Genomic DNA, 23,979 nt, shown 5'->3' on the forward strand with positions numbered 1-23,979 from the left:
ACACCGCGCCCCGCCCGCGCCCAGCGGGTGAGCGCGGCCGCAACTCCGGCGCCATGCCCGCCGCCCCGCCGCGGCGCGGTCAGAACTCGCCGCCGTCCGGCCCGCCGCCGCGCCGCCCCGGTGGCGGCAGCGGCGGCAGCGGCGGTTCCCGAACCGGCTCGGGCCGCAAGCGTTCGCCCTGGAAGATCGTGCGCCGCACCCTCTACGTGCTGCTGGCGCTGGGCATCATCCTGCCCAGCACGGTCTTCCTCATCGCGTACTCGACCGCGTCGGTGCCGCGTCCGGGCGATCTGAAGAACAATCAGGTCGCCCTGATCTACGCCAATGACGGCAGTACGGTGCTGTCCAAGGTCGTTCCGCCGGAGGGCAACCGCACCGACGTCACCATCGACCAGATCCCGCCGCACGTGCGCAATGCCGTGATGGCGGCCGAGGACCGCGACTTCTACACCAATCCGGGCTTCTCCTTCAGCGGTTTCGCCCGCGCGCTGCGCGACAACCTGATGGGCAAGGACACCGCGGGCGGTGGCTCCACCATTACGCAGCAGTACGTGAAGAACGCGCTGGTCGGCAACGAGCGCTCGCTCACCCGCAAGATGCGCGAGCTGGTCATCTCGGTGAAGATGGCGCAGGAGTGGTCCAAGGACGACATTCTCACCGCGTACCTCAACACCATCTATTTCGGCCGCGGCGCGTACGGCATCGACGCGGCGGCCAAGGCGTACTTCGGAAAACCGGTGCAGGAGTTGACCGTTGCCGAGGGTGCGGTGCTGGCGGCGACCATTCAGCAGCCGTCCAACCTGGACCCGGAGAAGAATCCGAAGGCCGCCGAGCAGCGCTGGACGTACGTGCTCGACGGCATGGTCTCCAGCGGTAACCTGCCGGCCACCGAACGCGCGAATATGCAGTACCCGCAGGTGGTTCCGGTCGCCTCGCTGGGTGACAAGAGCCTGGACCAGGGCCCGGAGGGCCTGATCAAGTCCAAGGTGCTGGAGGAGCTGAGCGCCGCCGGCATCAGCGAACAGCAGCTCAACACCGAGGGCCTGCAGATCACCACCACCATCGACCCCCAGGCGCAGCAGGCCGCCGTGGACGCGGTGACCTCGAATATGAACGGCGAGCCGGAGAACCTGCGCACCGCCGTGGTGTCGGTGGATCCGCAGACCGGCGCCGTGCGCGCGTACTACGGCGGTGAGAACGGCGCGGGCTTCGACTTCGCCAGCGCGGGTCTGCCCGCCGGATCCGCGTTCAAGGTGTTCGGTCTGGCCCAGAACCTCGAGATGGGCAAGCCGCTGTCCACGCTGTACGACAGCTCCCCGGTCACCGTGAACGGCATCGAGATCACCAATGTCGAGGGCGAGCAGTGCGGTATGTGCACCATCGCCGAGGCGTTGAAGCGCTCGCTCAACACCAGCTTCTACCGCATGATGCTGGATATGCCGGGCAACGGCCCGCAGAAGATCGCCGATATGGCGCACAAGCTGGGCATTCCGGAAAGCATTCCGGGCGTGGGCGAAACGCTCACCGAGCCGGGCGGGGTCGGCCCGAACAACGGTGTCGTGCTGGGCCAGTATCAGGTGCGGGTGCTGGATATGGCCTCGGCGTACGCCACGCTGGCCGCCTCCGGCGTCTACCACGCGCCGCACTTCGTGCAGAAGGTCGTCGCCTCCGACGGCACCGTCCTGCTCGACCGCGGTGAGGTGGCCGGTGAGCAGCGCGTCTCCGCCGCGGTGGCCGACAATGTGACCGCCGCGATGGAGCCCATCGCCGCCTACTCGCGCAACCACGGCCTGGCGGGCGGCCGGGTGTCGGCCTCCAAGACCGGCACCCATCAGCTCGGCGACACCGGCGAGAACCGCGACGCGTGGATGGTCGGCTACACCCCGCAGCTGGCCACCGCGGTGTGGGTCGGCACCGAGCAGGGCGATCGGCTGCGCGGCGCGGGCGGCGGCATGATCTACGGTTCCGGACTGCCGTCCGATATCTGGAAGGACACCATGGACGGCGCGCTCGAGGGCCAGCCCAAGGTGAAGTTCCCGAAGCCGGGTTCCATCGGCGGCCAGGCCGGTGTGCCGTCGTGGTCGGCCCCGTACACCGCGCCGTCGTCCGAGGCTCCGGTGGAGCCGCCGGTGGTCATCACCCAGACCCCGGTGCAGGTGGGGCCGTTCACCCTGAATATTCCGGGGCTGGCACCGAATCCGCAGTCGCAGCAGCAGACTCCACAGAACATGCCGCAGAATCAGAGCCCCTCCGATGACGGCGGACCGCTGCCCGGCCAGCCGGTCGCGCCGTCGGACGGCTCACCGCTGACGACCGCACCAGCGCCCACGCCGCGGTCGGACAATGGCAACGGCTACGGATCACCGAACAACCGGTAGCCTCTTGCCGTGATCGAGCAGGAGTTGGTGCGCGCGCCGATGGCCGACGAGCACTCGTCGCCCATCGGCGCGGACACGGGCGGGGGACGGCCGATGCACGAAACACCGGCGCGGTACGCCGCACCCGCGCCGCTGGCGGGGGATCTGCTTTCCGCCGATGAGCGGGACCGGCCCAGCCGCAACGATTCCCTGGTCGCCCAGCTGAGCACCCTCACCGGTGGTCCGGTCGGCGATCACGCCCTGATCGGGCGGGTGCGGTTCTGGACGCCCATGCGGGTGCTGTTCGCCTTCGCGGTGGTCTTCCTGGCACTCGGCTGGGGCAGCAAGGCCCCGTGCATTCAGCAGACCGTCGACGACAACGGCGTGATCGGCCTGGACTGGAACGACGGCCGCCAGTACATCGCCATGTGCTACTCGGACACGGTGCCGCTCTACGGGGCCGAGCGCCTGAACGAGGGTGCGTTCCCGTACAAGAAGCAGTGGACCGAGACCGGGGCGGACGGCGAACCGCAGGTGCGGTACATGGAGTATCCGGTGCTGTCGGGCCTGTACCAGTACGGGTCCATGCAGGTGGCCAAGACCTGGGATGCCGCCTCCCAGCTGTGGGGTCTGCCGGGCGCGCTGCAGGTGGTCATCTACTTCAATGTGGTGGCGCTGGGCCTGGCCATGGCATGGCTGGTGACGGTGTGGGCGACCGCGCTGCTGGCCGGTCGCCGGGTCTGGGATGCCGCCCTGGTGGCGTGCTCACCGCTGGTGCTGGTGCACGCGTTCACCAATTTCGACGCTCTCGCAACGGCTTTCGCCGCCGGCGGCCTGCTGGCCTGGGCGCGGCGACGTCCGGTGCTGGCGGGGGTGCTGCTGGGTCTGGGTGGTGCGGCCAAGCTGTATCCGCTGCTGCTGCTCGGGCCGATCCTGGTGCTGTGCCTGCGCGCCGAGCGGCTCGGGGACGAGGGCTACGGCACCTCGCTGTCCTGGCACCGCCTGGGCCCCATACGTTCCGGGCTGACCGCCGTCGCCGCCGCGGCCGGTACCTGGGTGGCGGTGAACCTGCCCATCGCGGTGCTGTATCCGAAGGGCTGGTGGGAGTTCTTCCGGCTCAATACCGAACGGCACGCCGACCCGGATTCGGTGTACAACGTCATCACCTCCTTCACCGGCTGGGCCGGATTCGACGGCTATCTGAAATCCGGTGAATCGCCGTCGATCCTGAATCTGGTGTCGCTGCTGCTGTTCCTGGCCGCCTGTGCGGGCATCGCCTGGATCGCGCTGACGGCGGCGCGGCGGCCGCGCCTGGCGCAGCTGGCCTTCCTGGTGGTGGCGGCCTTCCTGCTCACCAACAAGGTGTGGAGTCCGCAGTACTCGCTGTGGCTGGTGCCGCTGGCGGTGTTGGCGCTGCCGCATCGGCGAATCCTGTTGGCGTGGATGACCGTCGACGCGCTGGTCTGGGTGCCGCGGATGTACTACTACCTCGGCGAGGACCGCAAGGGTGTGCCGGAGCAGTGGTTCACGGGCACGGTGATCCTGCGCGATATCGCGGTGATCGCGCTGTGCGTGCTGATCATTCGGCAGATCTACCGGCCCGCAGCGGATCTGGTGCGCCGCGACGGGGTGGACGATCCGGTGGGCGGTGTACTCGACCACACCGCGGACCCGGTGTTCCCCTGGCTGCCGCGCCCGCTGCGGCCCCGACCGGACCGGGTCCTCACGACCACCTGAGTCGCGCGATCGGGTAGCGGACCCTGCCCCGAATGCCACGGTGCCCCGCGAACCGCTTCCGGTTCGCGGGGCGCCTACGCGTCGTGCCGGGTCGGCCTCAGCCGCCGATGAAGCGGGCCAGCTGCGGTACCGCCTCGCCCGGATGCTTGGCCTGGAAGCCCTCGCCGATGGCCTCCATCTTCCAGTCGGACCCGGACTTGGACAGCTTCGCCATCGCCATGGCGGTGAAGGGCATACCGCCCGCCAGGGTGAAGCGCGCCATCTCCTTGTCGCCGTTGGCGTCCACCAGACGGCAGAAGGCGTTGGTGACCTGCTCGAAGGTGTGCCCCTTGTAGGAGGTCACGATGAACAGCATGGTGGTGACCGGGGCGGGAACCCGGGTGAGGTCCACCATGATCTGCTCGTCGTCGCCCGCGCCCTCACCGGTCAGGTTGTCGCCGGAGTGGCGGATGGAGCCGTCCTTGGAGACCAGGCTGCCGTAGTAGACGACATCCATCACGTTCATGCCGGCGAACAGGACCACCGAGGCGTCCAGGTCGATGTCCACGGCCCGGCTGCCGAACATGCCGCCGCGCTTGACCGGATCCCAGCCCAGGCCCATTCGCACATAGGTCAGCGCCTGGCCGCCCTCCTTGCGGAGGTTGACCCGCTGGCCCTTGACCAGGCTGACCGCGCCGCCGGACTGCGGCAGGTCGCGATCGGGTGCCGGTCCGGGCGGCGGGAAGCCGGGCGCGGCACCGCCGGGGGCACCCTGCCCCGGCGGCGGGTAGCCACCCGGTCCACCCGGCGGGAAGCCGCCCTGCGGCGCGTAATCCGGTACGGGCGGCGGATATCCGGTGCCACCCGGCGGCGGGTAACCCTGTCCCGGCGGCGGATAGCCCTGGCCGGGCGGCGGGTAGCCACCCTGTCCCGGCGGCGGGTAGCCACCGGCGGGCGGGTAGTCCGGCGCGGGCGGCGGGTACTGCCCCGGTGGCGGTGATGCCGGGGTCGGCGGTACGGGCGCCTGCGGCTGGCGGGGCGGCGGTGGAGCCTGCTGCTGGCCGGCCGGTTCGTTCACCTGCACGCCGTGATCGGTGACCAGCGCGGCGAAACCACCGGCGTAGCCCTGCCCGACGGCGCGCACCTTCCAACTGCCCTGTCGCCGATACAGTTCCAGCGCGATCACGATGGATTCGCTGCTGAGCCCCTCGATCCGGTACTCGAACAACGGATTTCCGGACTGGTCGGACACGTGGGCGACGGGCGCGGGAATCTGCCCGAAGCTGCCGCCGGGCGTGTCGAGCGTGATGACGGCCCGGATCTGCGCGATATCGGCGGGTACCGCCGACAGCGACACCGCCAGCGCGGCGGGCTGCCCCGACGGTGCGGGTTGCAGGTTCACGCCGGGACCGCTGGGCTGGTTGAAGAAGACGAAGTCGGCGTCCGACCGGACCTTTCCGTTCTCGGTGACCAGCAGTGCGGACACATCCGCGGGTGCGCCGATCTGAACCGAGATCACGACGTCGTTGACGGTCAGAGGACCGTTCTGGCCCTTAACCAGTGTTGCGGACAAGATCGACCCTTCGCTTGTCGGTGCGTTCGTCAGCCACTCTACGAGAAACACGCCGTACCTGCGCCGAGGGTTTTCGGTTAGGGTGGCGGCGACAGTCCGAGTACCGGGGGACATGAACCACCCATGGCGCAGTTGTTCGAAAAGTCGAAAAAGGTCATCGAGGCGCAGCTCGCCGGGAGCAGTATCCGGGCGATCTCCGGGTCGATGGTGGCCTACGAGGGAAACATCCAGTTCAAGAGCGCCGGTTTCGGTGGCGGCGACGGTGTGCTGGCGGGTCTGAAGCGCCGCGCCACCGGCGAATCGCTCTCACTCATGGAATGTTCGGGCAATGGGCGGGTCTTCTTCGCCGTGAACGGCCAGAACGTCACCGTGGTGAACCTGAACAACGACACGCTCCAGGTGGAGTCGCAGCAACTGCTGGCGTTCGCCGGGAATCTGCGCACCGACGTGACCTTCGCGGGCCTGCGCGGCGGGGCCACCGGCGCGGGCCTGTTCACCACCAAGGTGAGTGGCCAGGGCCAGGTGGCGTTGCTGTCGGCGGGCGGCCCGCTCATCCATCTGGAGGTGTCGCCGCAGTATCCGCTGGTGGTGGATCCGGATGCGTTCGTGGCGGCGCGCGGCAATCTGAATCAGTCCTTCGTGACCGATGTTTCGTGGCGGTCGGTCATGGGCCAGGGCGGCGGGGAGGCGTTCTCGCTGCGCTGGGAGGGGCAGGGCGTGGTCTTGATCCAACCCGCCGAGCGGTGAGAGGGCGCACGCGATGTTCGAGAAAGTGAACAGCAAGGTCGTCAAGGTCCATGCGGGCCAGGCGGGCGGCGTGGTCGCGCGCACCGGCTCGATGCTCTTCTACCAGGGCGACATCTCGTTCTCCCCGCATCAGGTACCGGGTGCGAGCCAGATGGGCGGCATGGGCGGCCTGATGGGCATGGCCGGGCGGATGATGGCGGGCGAGCACGAACGCACCATGCTGGCTCAGGGCAATGGCGAGGTGCACTACGGTTTCGCCGGTCTGGAGGTGCACGTGGTGCACATGCAGCCCGGGGCCACCCTGCGCGTGGAGGCGTCGCGGCTGCTGGCCAATACCGCCGGGTTGCAGAGTTCGATTGTGTCGGTGGCGAGTTCGGGCGGCCAGGGCGGTCGCGGCGGCCTGATGGGCGCGCTGCGCGGTGCGGCGTCGGGGGTGCTGACCGGCCAGGGCATGTTCACCACCCAGCTGTCCGGTCAGGGTGCGGCGGTGCTGCTCGGCCACGGCGGCTTCATCGAATTGCAGGTCGGCGGACCGAATCCGGTGGTGGTGGACCCGCAGGCGTTCGTCGCGTCCTACGGCAATGTGCAGACGGAACTGAAGACGGCGATGAGCTGGCGCGACGCGGTCGGGCGCGGTTCGGGCGAGGCGATGCAGCTGCACTGCGTCGGCCAAGGCGTCGTATTCGTGCAGGCATCCGAAGAGAAGCTGTGAAGCGATGAGTTACCAGAATCCGGGCGGATACCAGAATCCCCAGGGCGGCTACCCGAATCAGCCGGGCGGATACCAGCAGCAGCCGGGCTACCAGCAGCCGCCCGGCGGCTACCAGCAGCCGCCCGGCGGCTATCAACAGCCGCCGGGTGGTTACCAACAGCCCGGCTACCAGCAGCCGCCGGGCGGATACCAGCAGCCCGGCGGTTACCCCGATCAGCCCGGTGGATACCAGGGGACGGGTCAGCAGCCGTTCGCGGGCGGCTATCAGGGCGAGCAGCCGCAGGTCCTGAGCCCGATGAATCTCGGTGAGAGCGACAATATTCCGGGCAACAACTACGCCTACTGCATCGATCTCGACCGGCCCTGGTTCATGCGCAAGGGCGCGATGATCGCCTACTACGGCGATATGCGGTTCCAGTCGCTGTCGCACGGTGTGCAGGGCAATCTCATGCACATGGTGGCGCAGCAGTTCTCGGCGCCGCTGTTCACCGGCGACTACGTGGTGGCGGAGGGCCACGGGAAGCTGATCATCGGCGACCGCGGCTACGACATCAATTCCTACGACCTCGACGACGGCAACCTGACCGTGCGCGCCGCGAATCTGCTGGCGTTCGAGCCCGGCCTGTCGCTGAACCAGTCGATCGTGCCCGGCTTCCTCACCCTTATCGGCACCGGCAAATTCCTGGCCTCCTCCAACGGCCCGGTCATGTTCGCCGAACCGCCGCTGCGGGTGGATCCGGAGGCGCTGGTGGGCTGGGCGGACTGCCCGTCGCCGAGCCACCACTACGACGAACGCTGGATCTCGAGCTTCCTGGCGGCCGGTGCCGCGCGTTTCGGCGTGAACTCCGGTGAGGAGCGCCAGTTCGACTTCACCGGCGCGGGCACGGTGCTCATTCAGTCGTCGGAGAAGGTGCTCGACGATTCCCACCTGGTTCGCACCCTGGAGGGCCAGCTCCAGAGCGGGATCACGCCGAGCGGTCTGCAACGCCTGCAGGGCGTGATCATGCAGCAGTTGAACGCCCAGCAGCAGCACTGATCACCCACACCGCCGAGAACCACCACTCGCCGGGGCACGCCGGTCGTCAGCTGCCGGTGACCCGCCGGGCGGTCCGGCCGTGGCAGTATCGGCGGAGTGAGCGACGGTGGAGTCGATCCGGCGGCCGGCCAGCGGCCGACCGGGCGCGGCGATCCGGCGGTAACGCACGAACAGTATCTGCGGGCGTTCCGGCACCCCGGCGTGTCCCGCGAACAGCTGCACGATCTGCTCGACGCCGTGAACGCCTTCCTCGACTCGATCACCCCGCGCGAGGGCGAATACGTGCCGCGGGGCGGGTGGGCCCCCGAATCCACGGCCCTGGCCTTCCGGATCGGCCGCGCGGTGGAGCAGGTGCTCGCCGAACGCGACGCGGCCGACCGCGAGCGGCGGCGAAGACGCGAGATCCGTGATCGGCTGGTCACCGCGCTGGACGCCGTGCTCGACTGTCTGCGCGTCCTCCCGGATCTCGCCGAGACCGAGGTGAACCTCGGCACCACCGCCATCAACGAGGGCTTCCAGGTGTTCGAGGACGGGTCGGTGCGCACCACGCGGGCGCAGGAGCGTGGCGCGGATATGGGCGCGCTGGAGCTGCGCCGCGCCGAACTCGACGAACAGATGACCGATGCGGTGGCCCGGCGCACCGGACTCATGAACGAGACCGCCGACGTGCTGCGCGAACGACTCGGTGTCGCACCCGACGGCGTGGGAATTCCGTGGGTGATCACGGCGGCCGCCCGGGGCGGGCTCGATATCGTCGAACCCTTCGAATTCGCCGCCCACCACCTGCCGACCTCACCGCTGCGGGAGCTGGTGGTACAGCTGGTGGCCGATATCGAATTGGCCCGGACCCTCGAGGACGAGACGCCCCTGCTCGGTGGCGACGCGGTCACCGGCGACGACGCGAACGCGGAATAGCCGCGAATCCGGCGCACGCGGGCGGTCGTGATGGGAGCCTGAATTCGGACCGGCTTTCGCCAGAAGGAGCGTTCGGGTGAAGAAGCTCATCAATCGTCCGGGGGATGTGGTCGAAACGGCGCTCGCCGGGATGGCCGCCGCCCATCCGGATTTGCGTATCGATACCAAGCGGCGACTGATCGTGCGCGCGGACGCGCCGGTACCGGGCAAGGTGGCCCTGGTGTCCGGCGGCGGGTCCGGGCACGAGCCGCTGCACGGCGGTTTCGTCGGGCCCGGCATGCTCGACGCCGCCTGTCCGGGGGAGATCTTCACCTCCCCGGTGCCGGACCAGATCCTCGCCGCCACCGCGGCCGTCGAGGCCGGGGCGGGCGTGCTGCACATCGTGAAGAACTACACCGGCGATGTCATGAATTTCGAGATGGCCGCCGAACTGGCCGAGGCCGAATCCGGCGGCGAGGTGCGGGCAGTGGTGGTGAACGACGATGTGGCCGTGCAGGACAGCACGTACACGGCCGGGCGGCGCGGCGTCGGGGCCACCGTGGTGCTGGAGAAGATGGCCGGGGCGGCGGCCGCACAGGGCAGGCCGCTGGCGGAGGTGGTGCGGGTGGCCGAAGCGGTGAACGCCCGTTCGCGCAGTATGGGGATGGCCCTGACCTCGTGCACGGTGCCCGCGGCCGGGCATCCGACCTTCGAACTCGGTGACGACGAGATGGAGATCGGCATCGGTATCCACGGTGAGCCGGGACGGGAGCGGATGCCGCTCGCGCCGGCACGCGAGGTGGCCGCCCTGCTGGTCGAGCCGCTGCTCGCGGATCTTCCGTGCACCAGCGGGGATTCGGTGCTCTGCTTTGTGAACGGGATGGGCGCGACGCCGCTCATCGAGCTGTACGTCATGTTCGACGAGGTGGCGCGGATCCTGCGCGGGCAGGGGATCGAGATCGCGCGATCGCTGGTGGGCCCGTACATCACCGCGCTGGATATGGCCGGCTGCTCGGTAACCCTGACTCGACTCGACGACGATCTGGTTTCGCTGTGGGACGCGCCCGTGCGTACCCCGGCCCTGCGATGGGGGATGTGATGGCAAAGCTGAACGCGGCCGCCTGGGTGCGGTCCTACGCGGCGCTGATCGATCAGCGCGCCGCCGAACTCACCGCGCTGGACGCGGCCATCGGCGACGCCGACCACGGGATCAATATGCAGCGCGGCCTGGCCGCGGCGGTGGCGGCGCTGGCGGACGCGCCCGGGGCGAGCGCCACCGAGGTGTGCAAGCAGACCGGCATGATCCTGGTGCGGACCGTGGGCGGGGCCAGCGGACCGCTGTACGGCACCTTCTTCCTACGGGTGGCCGATGGCCTCGAATCCGGCACGGACGTAACGACTTTCGCCAAGGCGTTTCGCGCCGGGCTGGAGGCCGTGATGGCGCGCGGCAAGGCCGAACGCGGCGACAAGACCATGGTCGACGCGCTCGCCCCGGCCGCGGACTGTCTGGACCGGCAGTTGGCCGTGGGCTCCGGCCCGGCCACCGCGCTGGAGGCGGCGGTCGCCGCCGCCGAGGCGGGGCGCAAGGCCACCGCGCCCATGCAGGCCCGCAAGGGGCGCGCGTCGTACCTGGGCGAGCGCAGTGTCGGACATATAGATCCCGGCGCGATGAGCGCCATGCTGCTGGTGCGCGCGGCCCGGCAGGCGCTGCGGTGAGTGTGTCGGCGCGCGGGTCGGCGTAGCCACCGAGGTAGCGCCGTGGCGATAAAAGGGACAGATCGCCCATGGCGTCCAGCGGTTCGATGGCGCAGGATCGAGGCATGATCGAGCTGAAGGACAAGGCGGCGGCCTTTCTCGCCCTGCATCGCCCCGGCGATCCGGTGATCCTGCCGACCGTATGGGACGCCTGGTCGGCAAACCTGGTGCGGGAGGCGGGATTTCCGGCGCTCACCGTCGGCAGCCATCCACTCGCGGACGCCATGGGCAAGAGCGACCAGGAGGGGATGGCCTTCACCGATGTGGTCGCCCGGGTCCGCGAAATCACCGGGGCCGTGGACATTCCGGTCTCGGTGGATATCGAATCCGGCTACGGTCTCGACGCCGCCCGCCTGGTGGAGGGCCTGCTCGAGGCGGGTGCGGTGGGCCTGAACATCGAGGACACCGTGCACAGCGAGGGCGGCCGACTGCGCGATCCGGCCGAACACGCCGACCGGGTCGGCGCGCTGCGCCAGAGCGCCGATGCCACCGGCGTCCACCTGGTGGTCAACGCCCGCACCGACGTCTTCCTGCGCCCCGCCGCCGACGCTCCGGCCGACCGTTTCGAAAGTGCGGTCACCCGGCTGAAACTCGCCGCCGAAGCCGGAGCCGACGTGCTCTATCCGGTCGGCCGCCACGAACCCGACGTGCTGCGCCGCCTGTGCCGCGAACTCCCGCTGCCGGTCAATGCCATCGCCATCCCGGAGTCCGGGGAACCCGCGGCGTTCGCCAAGGCGGGGGCGGCGCGGGTGAGCTTCGGCCCGTTCCTGCAACGCGCCCTCGCCGCGGAAGTCGGTCGGCTGCTGGAACGGTGGCGCTGAACACTCAACGGGTTTCGGAGCGGTCGAGCATCCAGTCGACCATTTCCTCACCGGCCAGAATGCCGGTGCTGCGGGTGACGGTGAGGTTGGGGTGGGTCCACGCGAGCTGCTCCAGCTCGCCGTGGCGGGGGCGGATGGCCGAGTCGGCGGCTCGCAGCATCTCGGCGTCGAGCGCGCCGTCCCCGGCCGCGAGCAGGCGGGCTCCGGCATGCAGTTCCCCGGCGGCGGTGAGGCGGCGGCGCACCTCGGCGACGGCCCGGCTCTTGCAGACCGCCGTGGGCATGCTGTAGATCTTGCGGCCCTGCTGGGAGGCGGACCAGCCGCGCTCCCGGCACCAGGCGTCCCAGTCGGCGAGGAAGCCGGTGGGCACGAGTTTGGGTTTGACCACCAGGTAGCAGAACAGGTGGTCGGCCACCCGGAATTTGGTGGCCCAGGAGTCGTCGATGCGGGCCCGTAGTTCGGCGCTGACCTCGGAGAGCGTGGCGCTGGTGGCGCGCACCTCGGCGTCGAGGTCGATGCGCCAGCGCATATCGGGGACGCCGTTGACCAGGATATTGCCCCCGTTGCTGGTGATGGCGTATCGCCAGGGGGCGCCGGGTAGTCGAATCCGGTTGAACTGCTTGATGGTTCGGGTGGTGGTCGGGATCACCGCGGCCGGGGCGGTGAGCGTCGCCATGCGCTGTGCGGCGATGACGGTCATGAACGACAGCGGAGCGCCCTCCAGGTGCTCCACACAGACCGTGCGCGGCTCCGGAGACTCGCCGAAGGCGTTGCGCGAATAGATCATCGTGCGATCGAGATCGGTGGCGATGAGGGTCTTGCGGTACAGCGCGGGTCTTCGGTCCACCATTACTGCTTCACGTCCTTGATCAATCCCATGCAGGCATAGGCCAGCTCGGGTACTACTTCCACGGGTACCCCGCGCGCCTGCGCGAGCATGCGGATATGGGCGTGTTCGGGGGCGTCGGCCTCGCGCACCAGCACCTTCCACGGCACACGCCGCAGCAGGACGCGGGTGGTCTCGCCGACGCCCGGTTTCACGAAATTCACGCTGGAGATGCCGTATTCGGCCCGCACCTGCTCCACGGAATCCCAGCCGGCCCAGGTGGGGCTGCGGTCGGCGGCGCGGAGGGCGGCGAGATTGTCGGCGACCCGGGGGCGCACCGCGTCGAAACGTGCGCTCACGGTGTCGAGCAGACGGGCGGACACATCGTCGGCGGCCAGTTCACGGTAGAACTTCGCGCCGTGGAAATCGCCGGGCCCGATGAGGGTGTCATTGAGCACGGTGCGCGAAACCAGGCCGGAGACCGTGGAATTCAGGCATGCCGAGGCGATGAGGAAGTCGTCGCGGGTGCCGTAGGTGCGTACGCAGCTGCCCGGATCGGCCAGCACCGCCAGCTCGTCGTCGAAGCGCGCCCCGCCCGCGGCGTGGTAGGCGTTCAGGGCGGCGGTGAGTTCGCGGGTGATGGCCCCCTTGCCGGTCCACCCGTCCACGAACACGACCTGCGCCGGATCATGGTGCCGGGCAAGGTAGTCCAGCGCCACCACGTCGATGCCGCGATCACGCACGATGGACACCGCGTAGTGCGGCACCTCGAGCGCGGGCGAACGGTGACTCAGCCATCGCCGCATGAGAACACCCACCGGCGTCCCGGCCCGCGCCAGCGAGGCCAGCACCACCTCGTCGCCGCGTTCGGCGACAACGAGTTCGGCCACCGTCGCCACCGCCAACGCCAGCCGTTCGGCGCTCTCGTCCAGCACCCGGTCGAACAGCTCCCGATACGCCGCGTCCGGCTGATACTCCACCGGCAGCGACTCCGCGTAGTGCGCCACCCCGTCCTGAATCCGCCGCTCCCGCTCCGCCACATCGGCTTCCAGATCCACCCCGGACAGATCCTCGAGCAACCACGCCACCTCGTCCGGCGCGTAGGACCCGAACTCCGGCCCGCGCAGGGGTTTCGGCAGGGCCGCAGGCTCGGCGATACCCGCCCGCGCTCCGGCCGTACCGCCCGCCACCGAATCGCCCACGGTCGCGGCACCCGCCGCCGCGCCGCTATCGGTCGCAACGCTGGCAGACGCCTCTACCACGGTCGCTTCGGTCCGGGCGGCGACCCGCGCCGTCATCCGGTAGTCGGTGCGGGCGACGGCGAGGGCGCGGGGGTCGGCGTCGGGGACGACGGCGAGCACCACGTCGGCTCCGGAGGCGGTCAGGACGTCGACGAGGCCGCCCGGCTCGGTGAGCCGCTCGGTGTCGGCGGGGGTGTCGATGACGACCAGCAAGATCGGGTCGGGCGCGCCGGGCTCCGGCCAGCAGGCGTTGTAGAGGTACCGCGGGACCTCGTCGGGTTCCGGTGCGGTGAAACGGAATCCGCGCCGCAGCGGGTATCCCGGCTCGTCCAGCACGTAGGCCGGTGACCGCGTGGTGGTCTGGTACCGGGTCGGCACGCCATCGTCCGCCAGCGCCGCCGCGAGACGCAGCGGTAGGTACATGAACTCCTCGTGCCCCAGCACGATCACCGGGCGCCCTACCCCGGCGCACTCCAGCGTGGCAACGCCACCGGCGGCCCCAGCCCCCCGGCCGCCCACCGCCTGCCCATCGGCGTTATCAGGGGCCACCTCGCCGCTCGGTGGCGACGTCACCGCATTCGGCGTCGGTGCTGCATCCTCCGACATCCGCCCGGTAGTCGGCATGATCGCAGCGGAATCGGCGACCAGCCCGTCGACCACGCGGCCGTCCTGCCCACGCTCTGCGCCGACAGCGGCGAGCATCCGGTCGGTCGGCCAGGGCAACGCGTCCAATTCCCATCGCAGCCGTTCGGCGGCGGCCGCCAGGGCCGTCTCGAAGCGGTCCGCGTCGGCGGCGAGCAGGCCGTGCCGCCCGCCTTCGGGCACATCGTGCGGCCACGGCAGTTCGATCCGGGCGAACTCGCCGCGCCGCGCGGCGACCGGGTTGAGTTCCGGATCAGGCAGGGCGGCAACCGATTCGGTCAGTCGCTCGGGCAGCAGCGTCCGCCCGGACGCCAGGCAGACGGTGTCGATGCGCACGCCTAGTTCGGCGGCGGCCGCGTCGAAGGCCGCCTTGTCCGCGTCGGTGCGCATGTCCACCAGCGAGGCCAGCACATAGTGCGGGCGCGGAGTGAACGCGTGCAGGGCGCGAATGGCGTCGATCGCCGTCGCCCCCGTGGAGATCTCGTCGTCCACCAGCACCATGGGCAGCTCGTTGCGGAAGATCTCGGCGGGCATGGGCTGGAGCAGATGCGAGGTGGCGTGCGAATGGCCCTCCTCGAATCCGGTCAGCGTCTCGGCCGCCGCCACGTCGCGTCGGGTCGAGTGCAGATAGCACGCGGCCCGCATGCGCGCCGCCACGCAGTGGCCCAGACCCGTTGCGGTCTCGGCGAATCCGAGCACCACCGCGGCGGTTCCCGTCGCCGCGCCGCGGCCGTGGTCACCGTCCTCGGCAGCACCGAGCACATCGAGCACCAGATCGCCCAGCCGGTCGGCCGCGTCGATCACCCGGTGCGGATCGGTGGGCAGGTGTTTACCCAGCACGGTCGAGACGAGCAGGTGCGCCCGCCGCGGATTGCGCCGCAATCCGGGCTCGATCAGCTCGGTGATCCGCCACCGCGACGGCACGAACGAATCCCCGTGCCGCAGTTCCAATCCCAGCTCCCGTGTCGCCCACGGCGCGAAGCTCACGATGCCACCAGTTCTTTCAGCAGATCCACGAACGAGACTCCCTTGTTGGTGACGCCGAACGCCCGGGCCCGCAGCAGTGTTTGCAGCGCCCAACTGCGGTGCGGGCGCATCTCGTTCATCTTGTTGCGGTACTCCGAGGCCGCCACTCCCCCGACATCGGCCTCGAGGATGTGCAGCGCGTCGGCGTACTCCTCGTGGGTGACCACCGAGAGGGCGTGCACCGCCGCCACGTGCGAGGGATGGATGACCGTCTTGCCCTGGATCCCGTTGGCGCGGTCCAGGGTGATCTCGCGCAGCAATCCGTCCAGGTCGCGGCTGACCAGATACTGCCGGAACGGCACCGCGTCGGATTCCGCGAACGGCGAGGTGCGCAGCTGCGGCCGGAACATGCGCTCGTGATCGGCGAAGTACTCCCACACCGGCCCGGTGATGGTGAATCCGGTGCCGTCGACGCGCCCGAGGTAGTTGACGATATCGGCGATGACGTCCGCCACCACGCGCACGTCGTAGATGGTGAGGTCGCGGTCGCGGCGGATACCGAAGTTGGAGCACATATCCGTGGCCCCGATGCGCACCGCGAGCACCTGTTCCCGCCGCGGGGTGAGCAGTTCGCGAATGGTCTGGAGTTCCTCGTCGCGGGTCTGCCGATGCACCAGCGCCGGTGATTCCAGCACCGGCATGCCGAAGACGGTGCGGCCCAGCCGTTCCGAGGCGGTGGTGATGGCGTCCAGGTATTTGGGTCCGCAGGCGCTGTCGAATTTGGGGAAGACGAAGCCGAGCAGCGCACTGGCTCCGCCGCCGAGCATGTCCACGATCTCGCCGATGGTGTCGGCGTCGCGCACCCGTACGAACAGCAGCGGATGCGCGTCGGTGCCCGCGGCCAGGGCGTCGAGGGTGTCCACCACCTGGCGCTTGCCCAGTTCCAGGTCGTGGTCGGCGACGGCGTCCTCGAGGTCGATGACCATGGAGCAGACGCCGCGTTCGGCGCGCCGGGTGATGGTGGCGGTCAGGTCGGCGCGGGTGGCGGGCACGTAGAGGGTCGCACCGAGGGCCATGGCGAGCAATTCGCGGTCGGTGGAATCGCCGAAGGGTTCAGGAGCGCGATGGAACAGCCGCCGGATCTCGGGACCGGGTAGTTGCCGGAAGTGCCGCAGCGGTGTGCGCTTGAAGAGCGAGACCGGGACGGCCGCGGCTTCCGGACAGGTGGTACTCGCGGTCATCTGCGCCCGTTCTTTCCCTTCGTGTGTGGCTATTTCTCGGCTTTTCGCATCCGGTCGACCACCCCGGCGATGAATGCGGCGGCGGCGTCCAGCTCGGACACGTACGCCCAGTAGTCAGGATGCCGACCGGTCAGTCCATCCGTGGCCCGATCGATCCGATCGGATTGGGCATCGAGTACCGAACCCCATTCGTCGACCAGATCTCGGTGCACGGCCAGCATCTGCGCGTCACGCAGTTTGAACCGGACGGCTTTCACCTTCTGCTGCGGGTCGGCGCGCACCTCGCGCAGCAGGGTCAGCCGGTCGGTGACGGCGTCGGCCCGCTCCTCGGCGGTAGCGAGATGTGCGCGCGCGGATGTGGTCAGTTCAAGGGCGTGCTCCGGGTTGTCGTCCGCCAGCGCCTCCCGGGCCCGGGTGAGTTCGGCGTCGGCGGCGTCGATGGCTTGCTGGCTGTCTCGCTCATTGTTCGCCAAATCCGCCGAACTCGCAGCGTTGAACTCGCGCAGCAGCGCCGAATAGGCGGAACCGACCCGCTCCAGCCGGTGCCGGGCGGCGGCCAGCCGGGTACTCGCCGAGGACAGCGCCCGGGTAGCCGAATGTTGTTTGCCGGGAGCATCTTCCAGTGCCCTTGACAGCGCCTTGGTGCACGCCTCCAACGCGGTGGCGGCCTCCCGCACCACCCCCACCGGGGCACCCGCCACCGCCGCGTCGAGTGTGACGAGCCCCTCATCCACAGCGGTCGCGCTCCGGCGCACGGAGGGGTATCCCGCGTACGCGGACTCGTTCGCCGCCTGCCGCGCCCGCTCGGCCGCCGTGCGCACCTGCAACACCAGCTGCGGCACCGCCCCCATCACAGCGACCGCGTGCTCGATCTGCGCCTGATTGCCGCGGTAGAAGTCATCCACCCCGCGCGCCGCGTCGGTCAGCCGGCGCACCACCGTGTCGATCTCCGGCTGCGGCACCCGGAAGCCCTCGCGTTCGGCCCGGTCCAGCCGCTCGGTGAGGGCGAGATACGCGGTCGCGGCGTCGTAGCATCGCGCCCGCACCGGCTCCCACCGCGCCTCCAACCCCCGCTCCGGCTCTAGCTGCGTGGACGCGGTGGCCCCCGCCTCGGCGATGCTCTGCCGATGATCCATGTCCAGGAACGCGGACGTCAGCACCTGCCGGGCCCGCCCCACCCACTCGTCGTCCCGGGACGACCGGAACCAACCGCGTCTACGCCCTGCCACGATCCCGATGGTAGGTGGTGACCGATGTGTCCGGCCCGCGCGTTTACGAGCTCGGCGAGCCCCGCGATTCACATGTTGGCCTCAGCTTGCTCGTTACCAAGCGCTCGGAAAGCTACTAGTGTCGTAATCGCGGACCCGGCGATTCGGACATTGCCGGGTTGACCACTAGCTACACAAGACTTTCCAACGGAAGGATTCCCGCATGGGTGTCAGTTTGTCCAAGGGCGGCAATGTTTCGCTGACGAAGCAGGCGCCGAACCTGACCGCCGTCGCGGTCGGCCTCGGCTGGGATGTGCGGACCACCACCGGGACCGACTTCGACCTGGACGCCAGCGCCATCGGGCTGAGCACGGAGAAGAAGGCCGTATCGGACGGCCACTTCGTGTTCTTCAACAACCTGAAGTCGCCCGAGGGCACCATCGAGCACGCGGGCGACAACCGCACCGGTGAGGGCGAGGGCGACGACGAGGTCATCAACGTCGACCTGGCCAATACGCCGCCCACCGTCGACAGCATCGTCTTCCCGGTCTCCATCTACGAAGCCGATTCGCGCGGGCAGAGCTTCGGCCAGGTCCGCAACGCCTACATCCGCGTGGTGGACCGGTCCAACGGCACCGAGCTGGCCCGCTACGACCTCTCCGAGGACGCCTCCACCGAGACCGCCATGGTCTTCGGTGAGCTGTACCGCAACGGTGCGGAGTGGAAGTTCCGCGCCATCGGTCAGGGCTACGCCTCCGGTCTGTCGGGCATCGCCCGCGACTTCGGTGTGAACGTCTAACACCCGACTCACCACCGAGGGGGCTCGGATCGACCGAGCCCCCTTCGGCATACTCGACCCGATATACACACGCCGACTCACTTCACGAAAGGCCACAGCCGGTGCGAATATTCGGCCTCTCCATCGTCGTCACGATCCTCTCCCTGATCGTGGCGTTCGCGTACGGCACCCAGGGTGCCATGGGCGGACTGAAGGCGCTGGCACTGTGCGCCATTCTGGGCATCCTCGAGGTGTCGCTGTCCTTCGACAACGCCGTCATCAATGCCACCGTCCTGCAACGGATGAGCGAGTTCTGGCAGAAGATCTTCCTTACCATCGGCATCCTGATCGCCGTCTTCGGTATGCGTCTGGTCTTCCCGCTGGCGATCGTCTGGATCACCGCGGGTCTCAGCCCGGTGCAGGCGTTCGATCTGGCACTGAATCCGCCCGCCGACGGCGCGCTCACCTTCGCGGACGGCAGCCCCAGCTACGAGAAGCTGCTGACCGACGCGCATCCGCAGATCGCCTCCTTCGGCGGCGCGTTCCTGCTGATGCTGTTCCTGAACTTCATCCTCGAAGAGCGTGAGATCACCTGGCTGAGCTGGCTGGAGCGTCCGCTCGCCCGCCTCGGCAAGCTGGATATGCTCGCAGTGGTGCTGGCCCTGGTCGGCGTGGTGCTGACCGCGGAGTTCGTCTCCGACGACGCACACCGCTCCACCGTGCTGCTGGGCGGCATCCTCGGCATCGTGACCTACGTGGTGGTGGACGGCCTCGGTTCGCTGTTCCACACCGAGGAGATGGTCGAGGAGGCCGAGCACGCCTCCGGCCCGTCCGGGCTGGCCAAGGCCACCGGCAAGGCGGGTTTCTTCCTGTTCCTCTACCTGGAGGTCCTGGACGCCTCGTTCTCCTTCGACGGTGTCATCGGCGCGTTCGCCATCACCTCGGATCCGATCATCATCGCGCTGGGCCTGGGCCTGATCGGTGCCATGTTCGTCCGCTCCATCACCGTGTATCTGGTGCGCAAGGGCACCCTGTCGGAGTACGTGTACCTGGAGCACGGCGCGCACTGGGCCATCGGTGCGCTGGCACTGATCCTGCTGATCTCGATCGGTGTGCACGTCAACGAGATCATCACCGGTCTCGTCGGTGTCGCGTTCATCGGCGCGGCCTTCATCACCAGCATTATTCGCAACCGGCGTGAGGGTGAGCCCGAAACAGTGGGTGACAAGGAAGTCACGCCGGTAGGCTGAGTCTCGCCTATCCATCGACTTCCCGCACCCGCCAAGCACATTCGGCGCGGCGGGTGCGGGAAGGTCATGAAATCCCTGAGGGGGGATGCGGTGTGAACCGGTCCAAGGTCACGCTATCCAAGGCCACGCCGTCGGTGAATCTCACCAAGCCCGGCGACAGTCAGGGCGCCATGCGCGTCAATCTCAACTGGTCGCAGGGCCGCAAGCGGGGACTGTTCAAGCGTTCCAGCGCAATCGATCTCGACCTCGGCTGCCTCTACGAACTGGCCGACGGCACCAAAGGGGTGGTGCAGGCCATCGGCAACAATTTCGGATCGCTGGACGCCGCCCCGTACATCCGGCTCGACAGCGACGACCGCACCGGCGCTGCCACCGGCGGCGAGAACATGCACATCAATCTGGCGCGGCCGGAGGCGTTCCGGCGCATTCTGATCTTCGCCTTCATCTACGAGGGCGTGCCGAACTGGGCCGCCGCCGACGGGGTGGTCACCCTCTTCCCGACCGACGGCCGCGAGATCGAGGTGCGGCTGGACTCCCCGGTGGACGGGGCCCGATCCTGTGCGGTGGCCCTGCTGACCAATAGCGGAGGCGGGCTGACCGTGCACCGGGAAGTCAACTACGTCAACGGGAATCAGAGCGCCGTGGACCGCGCCTACGGGTGGGGAATGGACTGGCAGCCCGCGCGCAAGTAGCCGTGCCGCACGCCGTGGGAGCGGTTCAGTGCGGGACCGGCACCAGGTCGCGGCGCGGGTCGAGAAACGGTTCGGATGCCGGGCGGCGTCCGCGCGGGGCGGCGCGCAGGAAGGCGAAGAAGAACACCACCAGCAACGCTGCGCGGCCCCAGACGCCGAACTGCACGATGTTCTCCTCCACCTCGGCGGTGTATCCGGCGCCCAGGGCGTAGAAGTAGCGGAAGACGCCGATGCCGATGGCGGCGTCGGCCAGCAGGTAGCCCGCGACCGCCGTCCACGGCACCTCGAGCAGGACCAGGAACGGGATCAGCCACAGGGTGTACTGCGGTGAATGCACCTTGTGGAACAGCAGGAATCCGCACAGCATGGCCCCGCTCACGCCGATCCACGGATACCGGCCGGTGGTGGCGTGCCGTCGCCAGCCCAGCCACAGGGCCAGCGCGAAGGAGGCCAGCACCAGTGCGGGCGAGACCAGCGAGACGACGTCCTGGAAGGCGCGTTCGGCCTCCATACCCGGCTCGAACAGCGGCCGCAGCCCCCAGTACCAGATGGAATTGGTGGTGATGTCGGCCTGACGCAGCTGCTGGAAGGTGATCGAGGCACGCCAGCCCTCGTAGCCGGCCAGGGCGAAGGGCAGATTCACCGCCACCACCGTGCCGACGGCCGCCGCCACCACCGCGAACGCACCGCGCACGTCGTACCCGCGCAGGCTCCGCCCGGTGACCATGACGTAGACGGCCAAGGGCAGTACGAAGATTCCCGGATACAGCTTCAGGCAGAACCCGAGTGCCAGCAGCACCGCCGCCGCGATGCCCCGCGCCCGCACCGAATACCGCGTCGGCACCGTCATGACGTAGACCGCGGCCACGGCCGCGCAGACCACGGGCAGTTCCCAGTTGTGGAAGGCGTAGAGCACCAGCGGCGGTCCGGCGGACCACAGCAGCGCGGCCGGACCGGACAGTCGGCCCAGCATCCAGGCGGTCAGCAGGGCGAAGGGGGCCAGCAGCAGCGCGGAGTGCAGCAGGAAGGCCGCGTCGTCCTGCGCGCCGAGCGCCCCGAGCCACATCAGCAGGCCGCTCAGCACCGGATATTCGACCGCCCCGCCGGTCAGCATGCCGTCGGCGGTGATTCCGCCCGACAGGTACGGGAACACGTGCTCGTTGATATCGCGTCCCAACCAGAGGAACTGGATATCGGAGTAGCAGACGTCGGAGTCCTTGAGCGTGTCGAAGACGGTGCTGCGACCGTCGGCGGTGAACGGGCCGCCCGCACAGCGCGCCTTGTTCAGATACGCCAGCACCAGGGTGGCCCCGCACACCAGTACCGAGGTCAGCGCGATTCCTAGCCTGCCCGCGCCCCCGAGACGGCCGACGGCTTCCTGGTCGGCGACCGGCTCGATGGCGGCGGGTCGGTTCGGCATGGCCCCCACCCTAGGCCGCGTATCGTCGACCGGCCGCCTCATCCCACCGGAACTTTCTCCGAAGCCGCCCCCCGCACGGCGCCCGCGCCGGACCCATGTACCCTTGTCGGGTTGCTGACGCAACGAACCCTCCTGCCCACGGACCGTCCGTGGGCCGTTCCTAGTCCACAGGAGGTGATGAGGTCCGTGCGTCATTATGAAGTGATGGTTATTCTCGATCCGAGCCTGGACGAGCGCACCGTCGGCCCGAACCTGAACAACATGCTCAATGTTGTGACGGCCGAGGGCGGCAAGGTCGACAACGTCGACATCTGGGGTCGCCGCCGCCTGGCTTACGAGATCGCGAAGCAGAGCGAAGGTATCTACGCGGTGGTCAACCTGACCGCCAACTCGGACACCGTGAGCGAGCTCGACCGCCAGCTGGGTCTGAACGAATCGGTGCTGCGCACCAAGGTGCTGCGCCTCGACAAGAAGTAAGTCCAGTCCTCCAGCAAGTGTGCTCGTAACTGTCTGTGCCCGCCTCTAGGCTGAGCGCAACAGCGAGTGCACTGCGGACTGCACCGGAGAGCAGGAGGAATAATGGCCCAAGGCGACACGGTCATCACCGTCATCGGAAACCTGACGGCTGACCCCGAACTTCGATTCACGCCCGCGGGCGCGGCCGTCGCGAACTTCACCGTCGCGTCGACGCCCCGCATCTTCGACCGTAATACCAATGAATGGAAAGACGGCGAAGCGCTTTTCCTGCGCTGCAACATCTGGCGTGAAGCTGCGGAGAATGTCGCCGAGAGTCTGACCCGGGGCTCGCGAGTGATCGTGAGCGGACGACTCAAGCAGCGCTCCTACGAAACCCGCGAGGGTGAGAAGCGCACGGTCGTCGAACTCGAGGTCGACGAGGTCGGTCCCTCGCTGCGGTATGCCACCGCGAAGATCAACAAGACCACCCGTGGCGGTGGCGGTGGGGGCGGCTTCGGCGGCTCCGGCGGTGGCGGCAACTTCAACAACTCCGGTGGTGGCGGTGGTCGGGGTGGCCAGCAGCAGAACGCTGGCGGCTCCGGCGGCGACGACCCTTGGGGTAGCGCGCCCGCGGCCGGCTCCTTCGGGGGCGGGCATATGGACGATGAACCGCCGTTCTAGACAACGGCATCGGAGCCTCCGAGAGGTGAGGCTCCCGAAATTACGGAGTAGATGACCATGGCCAAAGCACCGGCGCGTGAAAAGGTGCTGAAGAAGAAGGCTTGCTCCTTCTGCAAGGAGAGCAAGTCCGGCATCGTCAAGATCGATTACAAGGACACGACGATGCTCCGCAAGTACGTCTCCGACCGCGGCAAGATCCGCGCGCGTCGGGTGACCGGCAACTGCGTGCAGCATCAGCGCGATATCGCTGTCGCCGTCAAGAACTCGCGTGAGGTGGCCCTGCTGCCTTACGTGTCCACGGCTCGCTGAGAAGGGAAGGCACAGCAATGAAGTTGATTCTTACTGCTGATGTGGACAACCTCGGTGCGCCCGGCGACACCGTGGAGGTCAAGGACGGCTACGGCCGCAACTACCTGTTGCCGCGCGGTCTGGCGATCGTCGCCACCCGTGGTGCCGAGAAGCAGGTCGCGGGCATCCGCCGGGCGCAGGACGCCCGCAAGGTGCGCGACCTCGACCACGCCAACGAGCTGAAGCAGGCCATCGAGGGCCTGGAGTCGGTCTCCCTGTCGGTCAAGACCGCGGGCACCGGCAAGTTGTTCGGCTCGGTCACCACCGCCGATGTCGCCGCCGCCATCAAGGCCGCCGGTGGCCCGGTCGTGGACAAGCGCAGCATCGAGCTGCCGAAGGCGCACATCAAGAACACCGGCAAGCACGGCGTCGTGGTGCACCTGCACCCGTCCGTGGTCGCCAAGTTCGACCTCCAGGTCAACGCCGCGGAGTGACATCCGGGGATTGAGCCCGGGATCGGAGGCCATCTTCACCGCGAGGGTGGCCTCCGATTCGTTTGCCCGCTGATGGCTTTCGGGTGTTAACGGTGTTCATCGGGTCGGTGTCCCGTTTGCCGATCCACAGCGGTTGTCGCCCTGGGGATTACCGGTCGAAACCAACCCCTCTCGTTGTGTCGCAG

General features: G+C 68.8%; 22 protein-coding genes. 16 read left to right on the top strand and 6 right to left on the bottom strand.

Features of this window, described 5'->3' with window-relative positions; genetic code table 11:
* Positions 1–53: 53 nt before the first annotated feature.
* Both ON31_RS29085 and ON31_RS29090 read left to right on the top strand, forming a co-directional pair.
* Positions 54–2,378: a transglycosylase domain-containing protein gene (locus ON31_RS29085; protein ID WP_081592822.1), complete on the top strand. Its 2,325-nt coding sequence runs from the start codon at positions 54–56 to the stop codon at positions 2,376–2,378.
* 93 nt (positions 2,379–2,471) lie between these two features.
* The gene (locus ON31_RS29090; RefSeq protein WP_085996510.1) at positions 2,472–4,094 is read left to right on the top strand and encodes a glycosyltransferase family 87 protein; all 1,623 of its coding nucleotides are present in this window, start codon (positions 2,472–2,474) and stop codon (positions 4,092–4,094) included.
* Between the two features lie 97 nt (positions 4,095–4,191).
* On the opposite strand, the gene ON31_RS29095 is transcribed toward ON31_RS29090, so the two are convergent.
* On the bottom strand, positions 4,192–5,646 hold the full coding sequence (locus tag ON31_RS29095; RefSeq protein WP_039818192.1) for a TerD family protein: 1,455 nt from the start codon (positions 5,644–5,646) through the stop codon (positions 4,192–4,194).
* 123 nt (positions 5,647–5,769) lie between these two features.
* Between ON31_RS29095 and ON31_RS29100 the strand changes: the two genes are divergently transcribed.
* From ON31_RS29100 to ON31_RS29130, 7 genes are all read left to right on the top strand, one after another.
* Positions 5,770–6,393, top strand: coding sequence for an AIM24 family protein (locus ON31_RS29100; protein WP_029930185.1), 624 nt, complete (start codon positions 5,770–5,772; stop codon positions 6,391–6,393).
* A 13-nt stretch (positions 6,394–6,406) separates the two neighbouring features.
* The gene (locus tag ON31_RS29105) at positions 6,407–7,105 is read left to right on the top strand and encodes an AIM24 family protein (protein WP_039818194.1); all 699 of its coding nucleotides are present in this window, start codon (positions 6,407–6,409) and stop codon (positions 7,103–7,105) included.
* Between the two features lie 295 nt (positions 7,106–7,400).
* A complete protein-coding gene (locus ON31_RS29110; protein WP_039818221.1) occupies positions 7,401–8,141 on the top strand; it encodes an AIM24 family protein in 741 nt (246 codons plus the stop codon).
* Positions 8,142–8,237: 96 nt separating this feature from the next.
* Positions 8,238–9,056, top strand: a complete 819-nt coding sequence (locus ON31_RS29115; RefSeq protein ID WP_039818196.1) for a hypothetical protein — start codon at positions 8,238–8,240, stop codon at positions 9,054–9,056.
* A 76-nt stretch (positions 9,057–9,132) separates the two neighbouring features.
* On the top strand, positions 9,133–10,134 hold the full coding sequence (gene dhaK / locus ON31_RS29120) for a dihydroxyacetone kinase subunit DhaK (protein WP_039818197.1): 1,002 nt from the start codon (positions 9,133–9,135) through the stop codon (positions 10,132–10,134).
* Complete coding sequence (dhaL, locus tag ON31_RS29125; protein WP_039818222.1) at positions 10,134–10,751, top strand: dihydroxyacetone kinase subunit DhaL; 618 nt, start codon at positions 10,134–10,136, stop codon at positions 10,749–10,751. The genes dhaK and dhaL overlap by 1 nt, the downstream gene beginning before the upstream one ends.
* A gap of 104 nt (positions 10,752–10,855) precedes the next feature.
* Positions 10,856–11,611 carry an isocitrate lyase/PEP mutase family protein gene (locus ON31_RS29130; RefSeq protein WP_370450366.1) on the top strand — a complete coding sequence of 252 codons (756 nt, stop codon included), beginning with the start codon at positions 10,856–10,858 and terminating at the stop codon, positions 11,609–11,611.
* Between the two features lie 4 nt (positions 11,612–11,615).
* Here ON31_RS29130 and ON31_RS29135 read toward each other — a convergent pair whose 3' ends face one another.
* The 4 genes from ON31_RS29135 to ON31_RS29150 all read right to left on the bottom strand — a co-directional run bounded on the left by ON31_RS29135 (position 11,616) and on the right by ON31_RS29150 (position 17,756).
* The gene (locus tag ON31_RS29135) at positions 11,616–12,461 is read right to left on the bottom strand and encodes an HAD family hydrolase (RefSeq protein WP_039818198.1); all 846 of its coding nucleotides are present in this window, start codon (positions 12,459–12,461) and stop codon (positions 11,616–11,618) included.
* Positions 12,461–15,307 carry a phosphoribosyltransferase gene (locus ON31_RS35935; RefSeq protein ID WP_063821587.1) on the bottom strand — a complete coding sequence of 949 codons (2,847 nt, stop codon included), beginning with the start codon at positions 15,305–15,307 and terminating at the stop codon, positions 12,461–12,463. The genes ON31_RS29135 and ON31_RS35935 overlap by 1 nt, the downstream gene beginning before the upstream one ends.
* Complete coding sequence (locus ON31_RS29145) at positions 15,304–16,461, bottom strand: HpcH/HpaI aldolase/citrate lyase family protein (RefSeq protein ID WP_039818225.1); 1,158 nt, start codon at positions 16,459–16,461, stop codon at positions 15,304–15,306. Before ON31_RS29145 ends, ON31_RS35935 begins: the two co-directional genes overlap by 4 nt.
* 95 nt (positions 16,462–16,556) lie before the next feature.
* Entirely contained in the window at positions 16,557–17,756 is a 1,200-nt protein-coding gene (locus ON31_RS29150) for a hypothetical protein (RefSeq protein WP_039818200.1), read from the bottom strand.
* A gap of 202 nt (positions 17,757–17,958) precedes the next feature.
* Here ON31_RS29150 and ON31_RS29155 point away from each other — a divergent pair, with 202 nt between their 5' ends.
* The 3 genes from ON31_RS29155 to ON31_RS29165 all read left to right on the top strand — a co-directional run bounded on the left by ON31_RS29155 (position 17,959) and on the right by ON31_RS29165 (position 20,455).
* Positions 17,959–18,534 (top strand): TerD family protein, encoded by a 576-nt coding sequence (locus ON31_RS29155; RefSeq protein ID WP_029930196.1) that lies wholly within the window; start codon positions 17,959–17,961, stop codon positions 18,532–18,534.
* Positions 18,535–18,635: 101 nt separating this feature from the next.
* Positions 18,636–19,763: a DUF475 domain-containing protein gene (locus ON31_RS29160; protein ID WP_039818202.1), complete on the top strand. Its 1,128-nt coding sequence runs from the start codon at positions 18,636–18,638 to the stop codon at positions 19,761–19,763.
* A 92-nt stretch (positions 19,764–19,855) separates the two neighbouring features.
* Positions 19,856–20,455, top strand: coding sequence for a TerD family protein (locus ON31_RS29165; RefSeq protein WP_235204464.1), 600 nt, complete (start codon positions 19,856–19,858; stop codon positions 20,453–20,455).
* Positions 20,456–20,480: 25 nt separating this feature from the next.
* Here ON31_RS29165 and ON31_RS29170 read toward each other — a convergent pair whose 3' ends face one another.
* Complete coding sequence (locus ON31_RS29170; RefSeq protein ID WP_039818203.1) at positions 20,481–21,875, bottom strand: glycosyltransferase family protein; 1,395 nt, start codon at positions 21,873–21,875, stop codon at positions 20,481–20,483.
* Between the two features lie 186 nt (positions 21,876–22,061).
* Here ON31_RS29170 and rpsF point away from each other — a divergent pair, with 186 nt between their 5' ends.
* The 4 genes from rpsF to rplI all read left to right on the top strand — a co-directional run bounded on the left by rpsF (position 22,062) and on the right by rplI (position 23,794).
* On the top strand, positions 22,062–22,352 hold the full coding sequence (gene rpsF, locus ON31_RS29175) for a 30S ribosomal protein S6 (protein ID WP_081592823.1): 291 nt from the start codon (positions 22,062–22,064) through the stop codon (positions 22,350–22,352).
* Between the two features lie 102 nt (positions 22,353–22,454).
* Positions 22,455–23,012 carry a single-stranded DNA-binding protein gene (locus ON31_RS29180; RefSeq protein ID WP_039818205.1) on the top strand — a complete coding sequence of 186 codons (558 nt, stop codon included), beginning with the start codon at positions 22,455–22,457 and terminating at the stop codon, positions 23,010–23,012.
* Between the two features lie 57 nt (positions 23,013–23,069).
* Positions 23,070–23,321 (top strand): 30S ribosomal protein S18, encoded by a 252-nt coding sequence (gene rpsR / locus ON31_RS29185; protein WP_029930203.1) that lies wholly within the window; start codon positions 23,070–23,072, stop codon positions 23,319–23,321.
* 17 nt (positions 23,322–23,338) lie between these two features.
* Positions 23,339–23,794, top strand: coding sequence for a 50S ribosomal protein L9 (rplI, locus tag ON31_RS29190; protein WP_029930204.1), 456 nt, complete (start codon positions 23,339–23,341; stop codon positions 23,792–23,794).
* Positions 23,795–23,979 lie beyond the last annotated feature (185 nt).

The organism is Nocardia otitidiscaviarum NBRC 14405, assembly GCF_000308635.1.
In the GTDB taxonomy this organism is placed as follows: domain Bacteria; phylum Actinomycetota; class Actinomycetes; order Mycobacteriales; family Mycobacteriaceae; genus Nocardia; species Nocardia otitidiscaviarum.

Bases quoted from the DNA above. Each gene is read 5' to 3' on its own strand.
- ON31_RS29085 (WP_081592822.1), top strand. From the start codon at position 54: ATGCCCGCCGCCCCGCCGCGGCGCGGTCAGAACTCGCCGCCGTCCGGC.
- ON31_RS29090 (WP_085996510.1), top strand. From the start codon at position 2,472: ATGCACGAAACACCGGCGCGGTACGCCGCACCCGCGCCGCTGGCGGGG.
- ON31_RS29100 (WP_029930185.1), top strand. From the start codon at position 5,770: ATGGCGCAGTTGTTCGAAAAGTCGAAAAAGGTCATCGAGGCGCAGCTC.
- ON31_RS29105 (WP_039818194.1), top strand. From the start codon at position 6,407: ATGTTCGAGAAAGTGAACAGCAAGGTCGTCAAGGTCCATGCGGGCCAG.
- ON31_RS29110 (WP_039818221.1), top strand. From the start codon at position 7,401: ATGAATCTCGGTGAGAGCGACAATATTCCGGGCAACAACTACGCCTAC.
- dhaL (WP_039818222.1), top strand. From the start codon at position 10,134: ATGGCAAAGCTGAACGCGGCCGCCTGGGTGCGGTCCTACGCGGCGCTG.
- ON31_RS29130 (WP_370450366.1), top strand. From the start codon at position 10,856: ATGATCGAGCTGAAGGACAAGGCGGCGGCCTTTCTCGCCCTGCATCGC.
- ON31_RS29135 (WP_039818198.1), bottom strand. From the start codon at position 12,461: ATGGTGGACCGAAGACCCGCGCTGTACCGCAAGACCCTCATCGCCACC.
- ON31_RS29155 (WP_029930196.1), top strand. From the start codon at position 17,959: ATGGGTGTCAGTTTGTCCAAGGGCGGCAATGTTTCGCTGACGAAGCAG.
- ON31_RS29170 (WP_039818203.1), bottom strand. From the start codon at position 21,875: ATGCCGAACCGACCCGCCGCCATCGAGCCGGTCGCCGACCAGGAAGCC.
- ON31_RS29180 (WP_039818205.1), top strand. From the start codon at position 22,455: ATGGCCCAAGGCGACACGGTCATCACCGTCATCGGAAACCTGACGGCT.
- rpsR (WP_029930203.1), top strand. From the start codon at position 23,070: ATGGCCAAAGCACCGGCGCGTGAAAAGGTGCTGAAGAAGAAGGCTTGC.
- rplI (WP_029930204.1), top strand. From the start codon at position 23,339: ATGAAGTTGATTCTTACTGCTGATGTGGACAACCTCGGTGCGCCCGGC.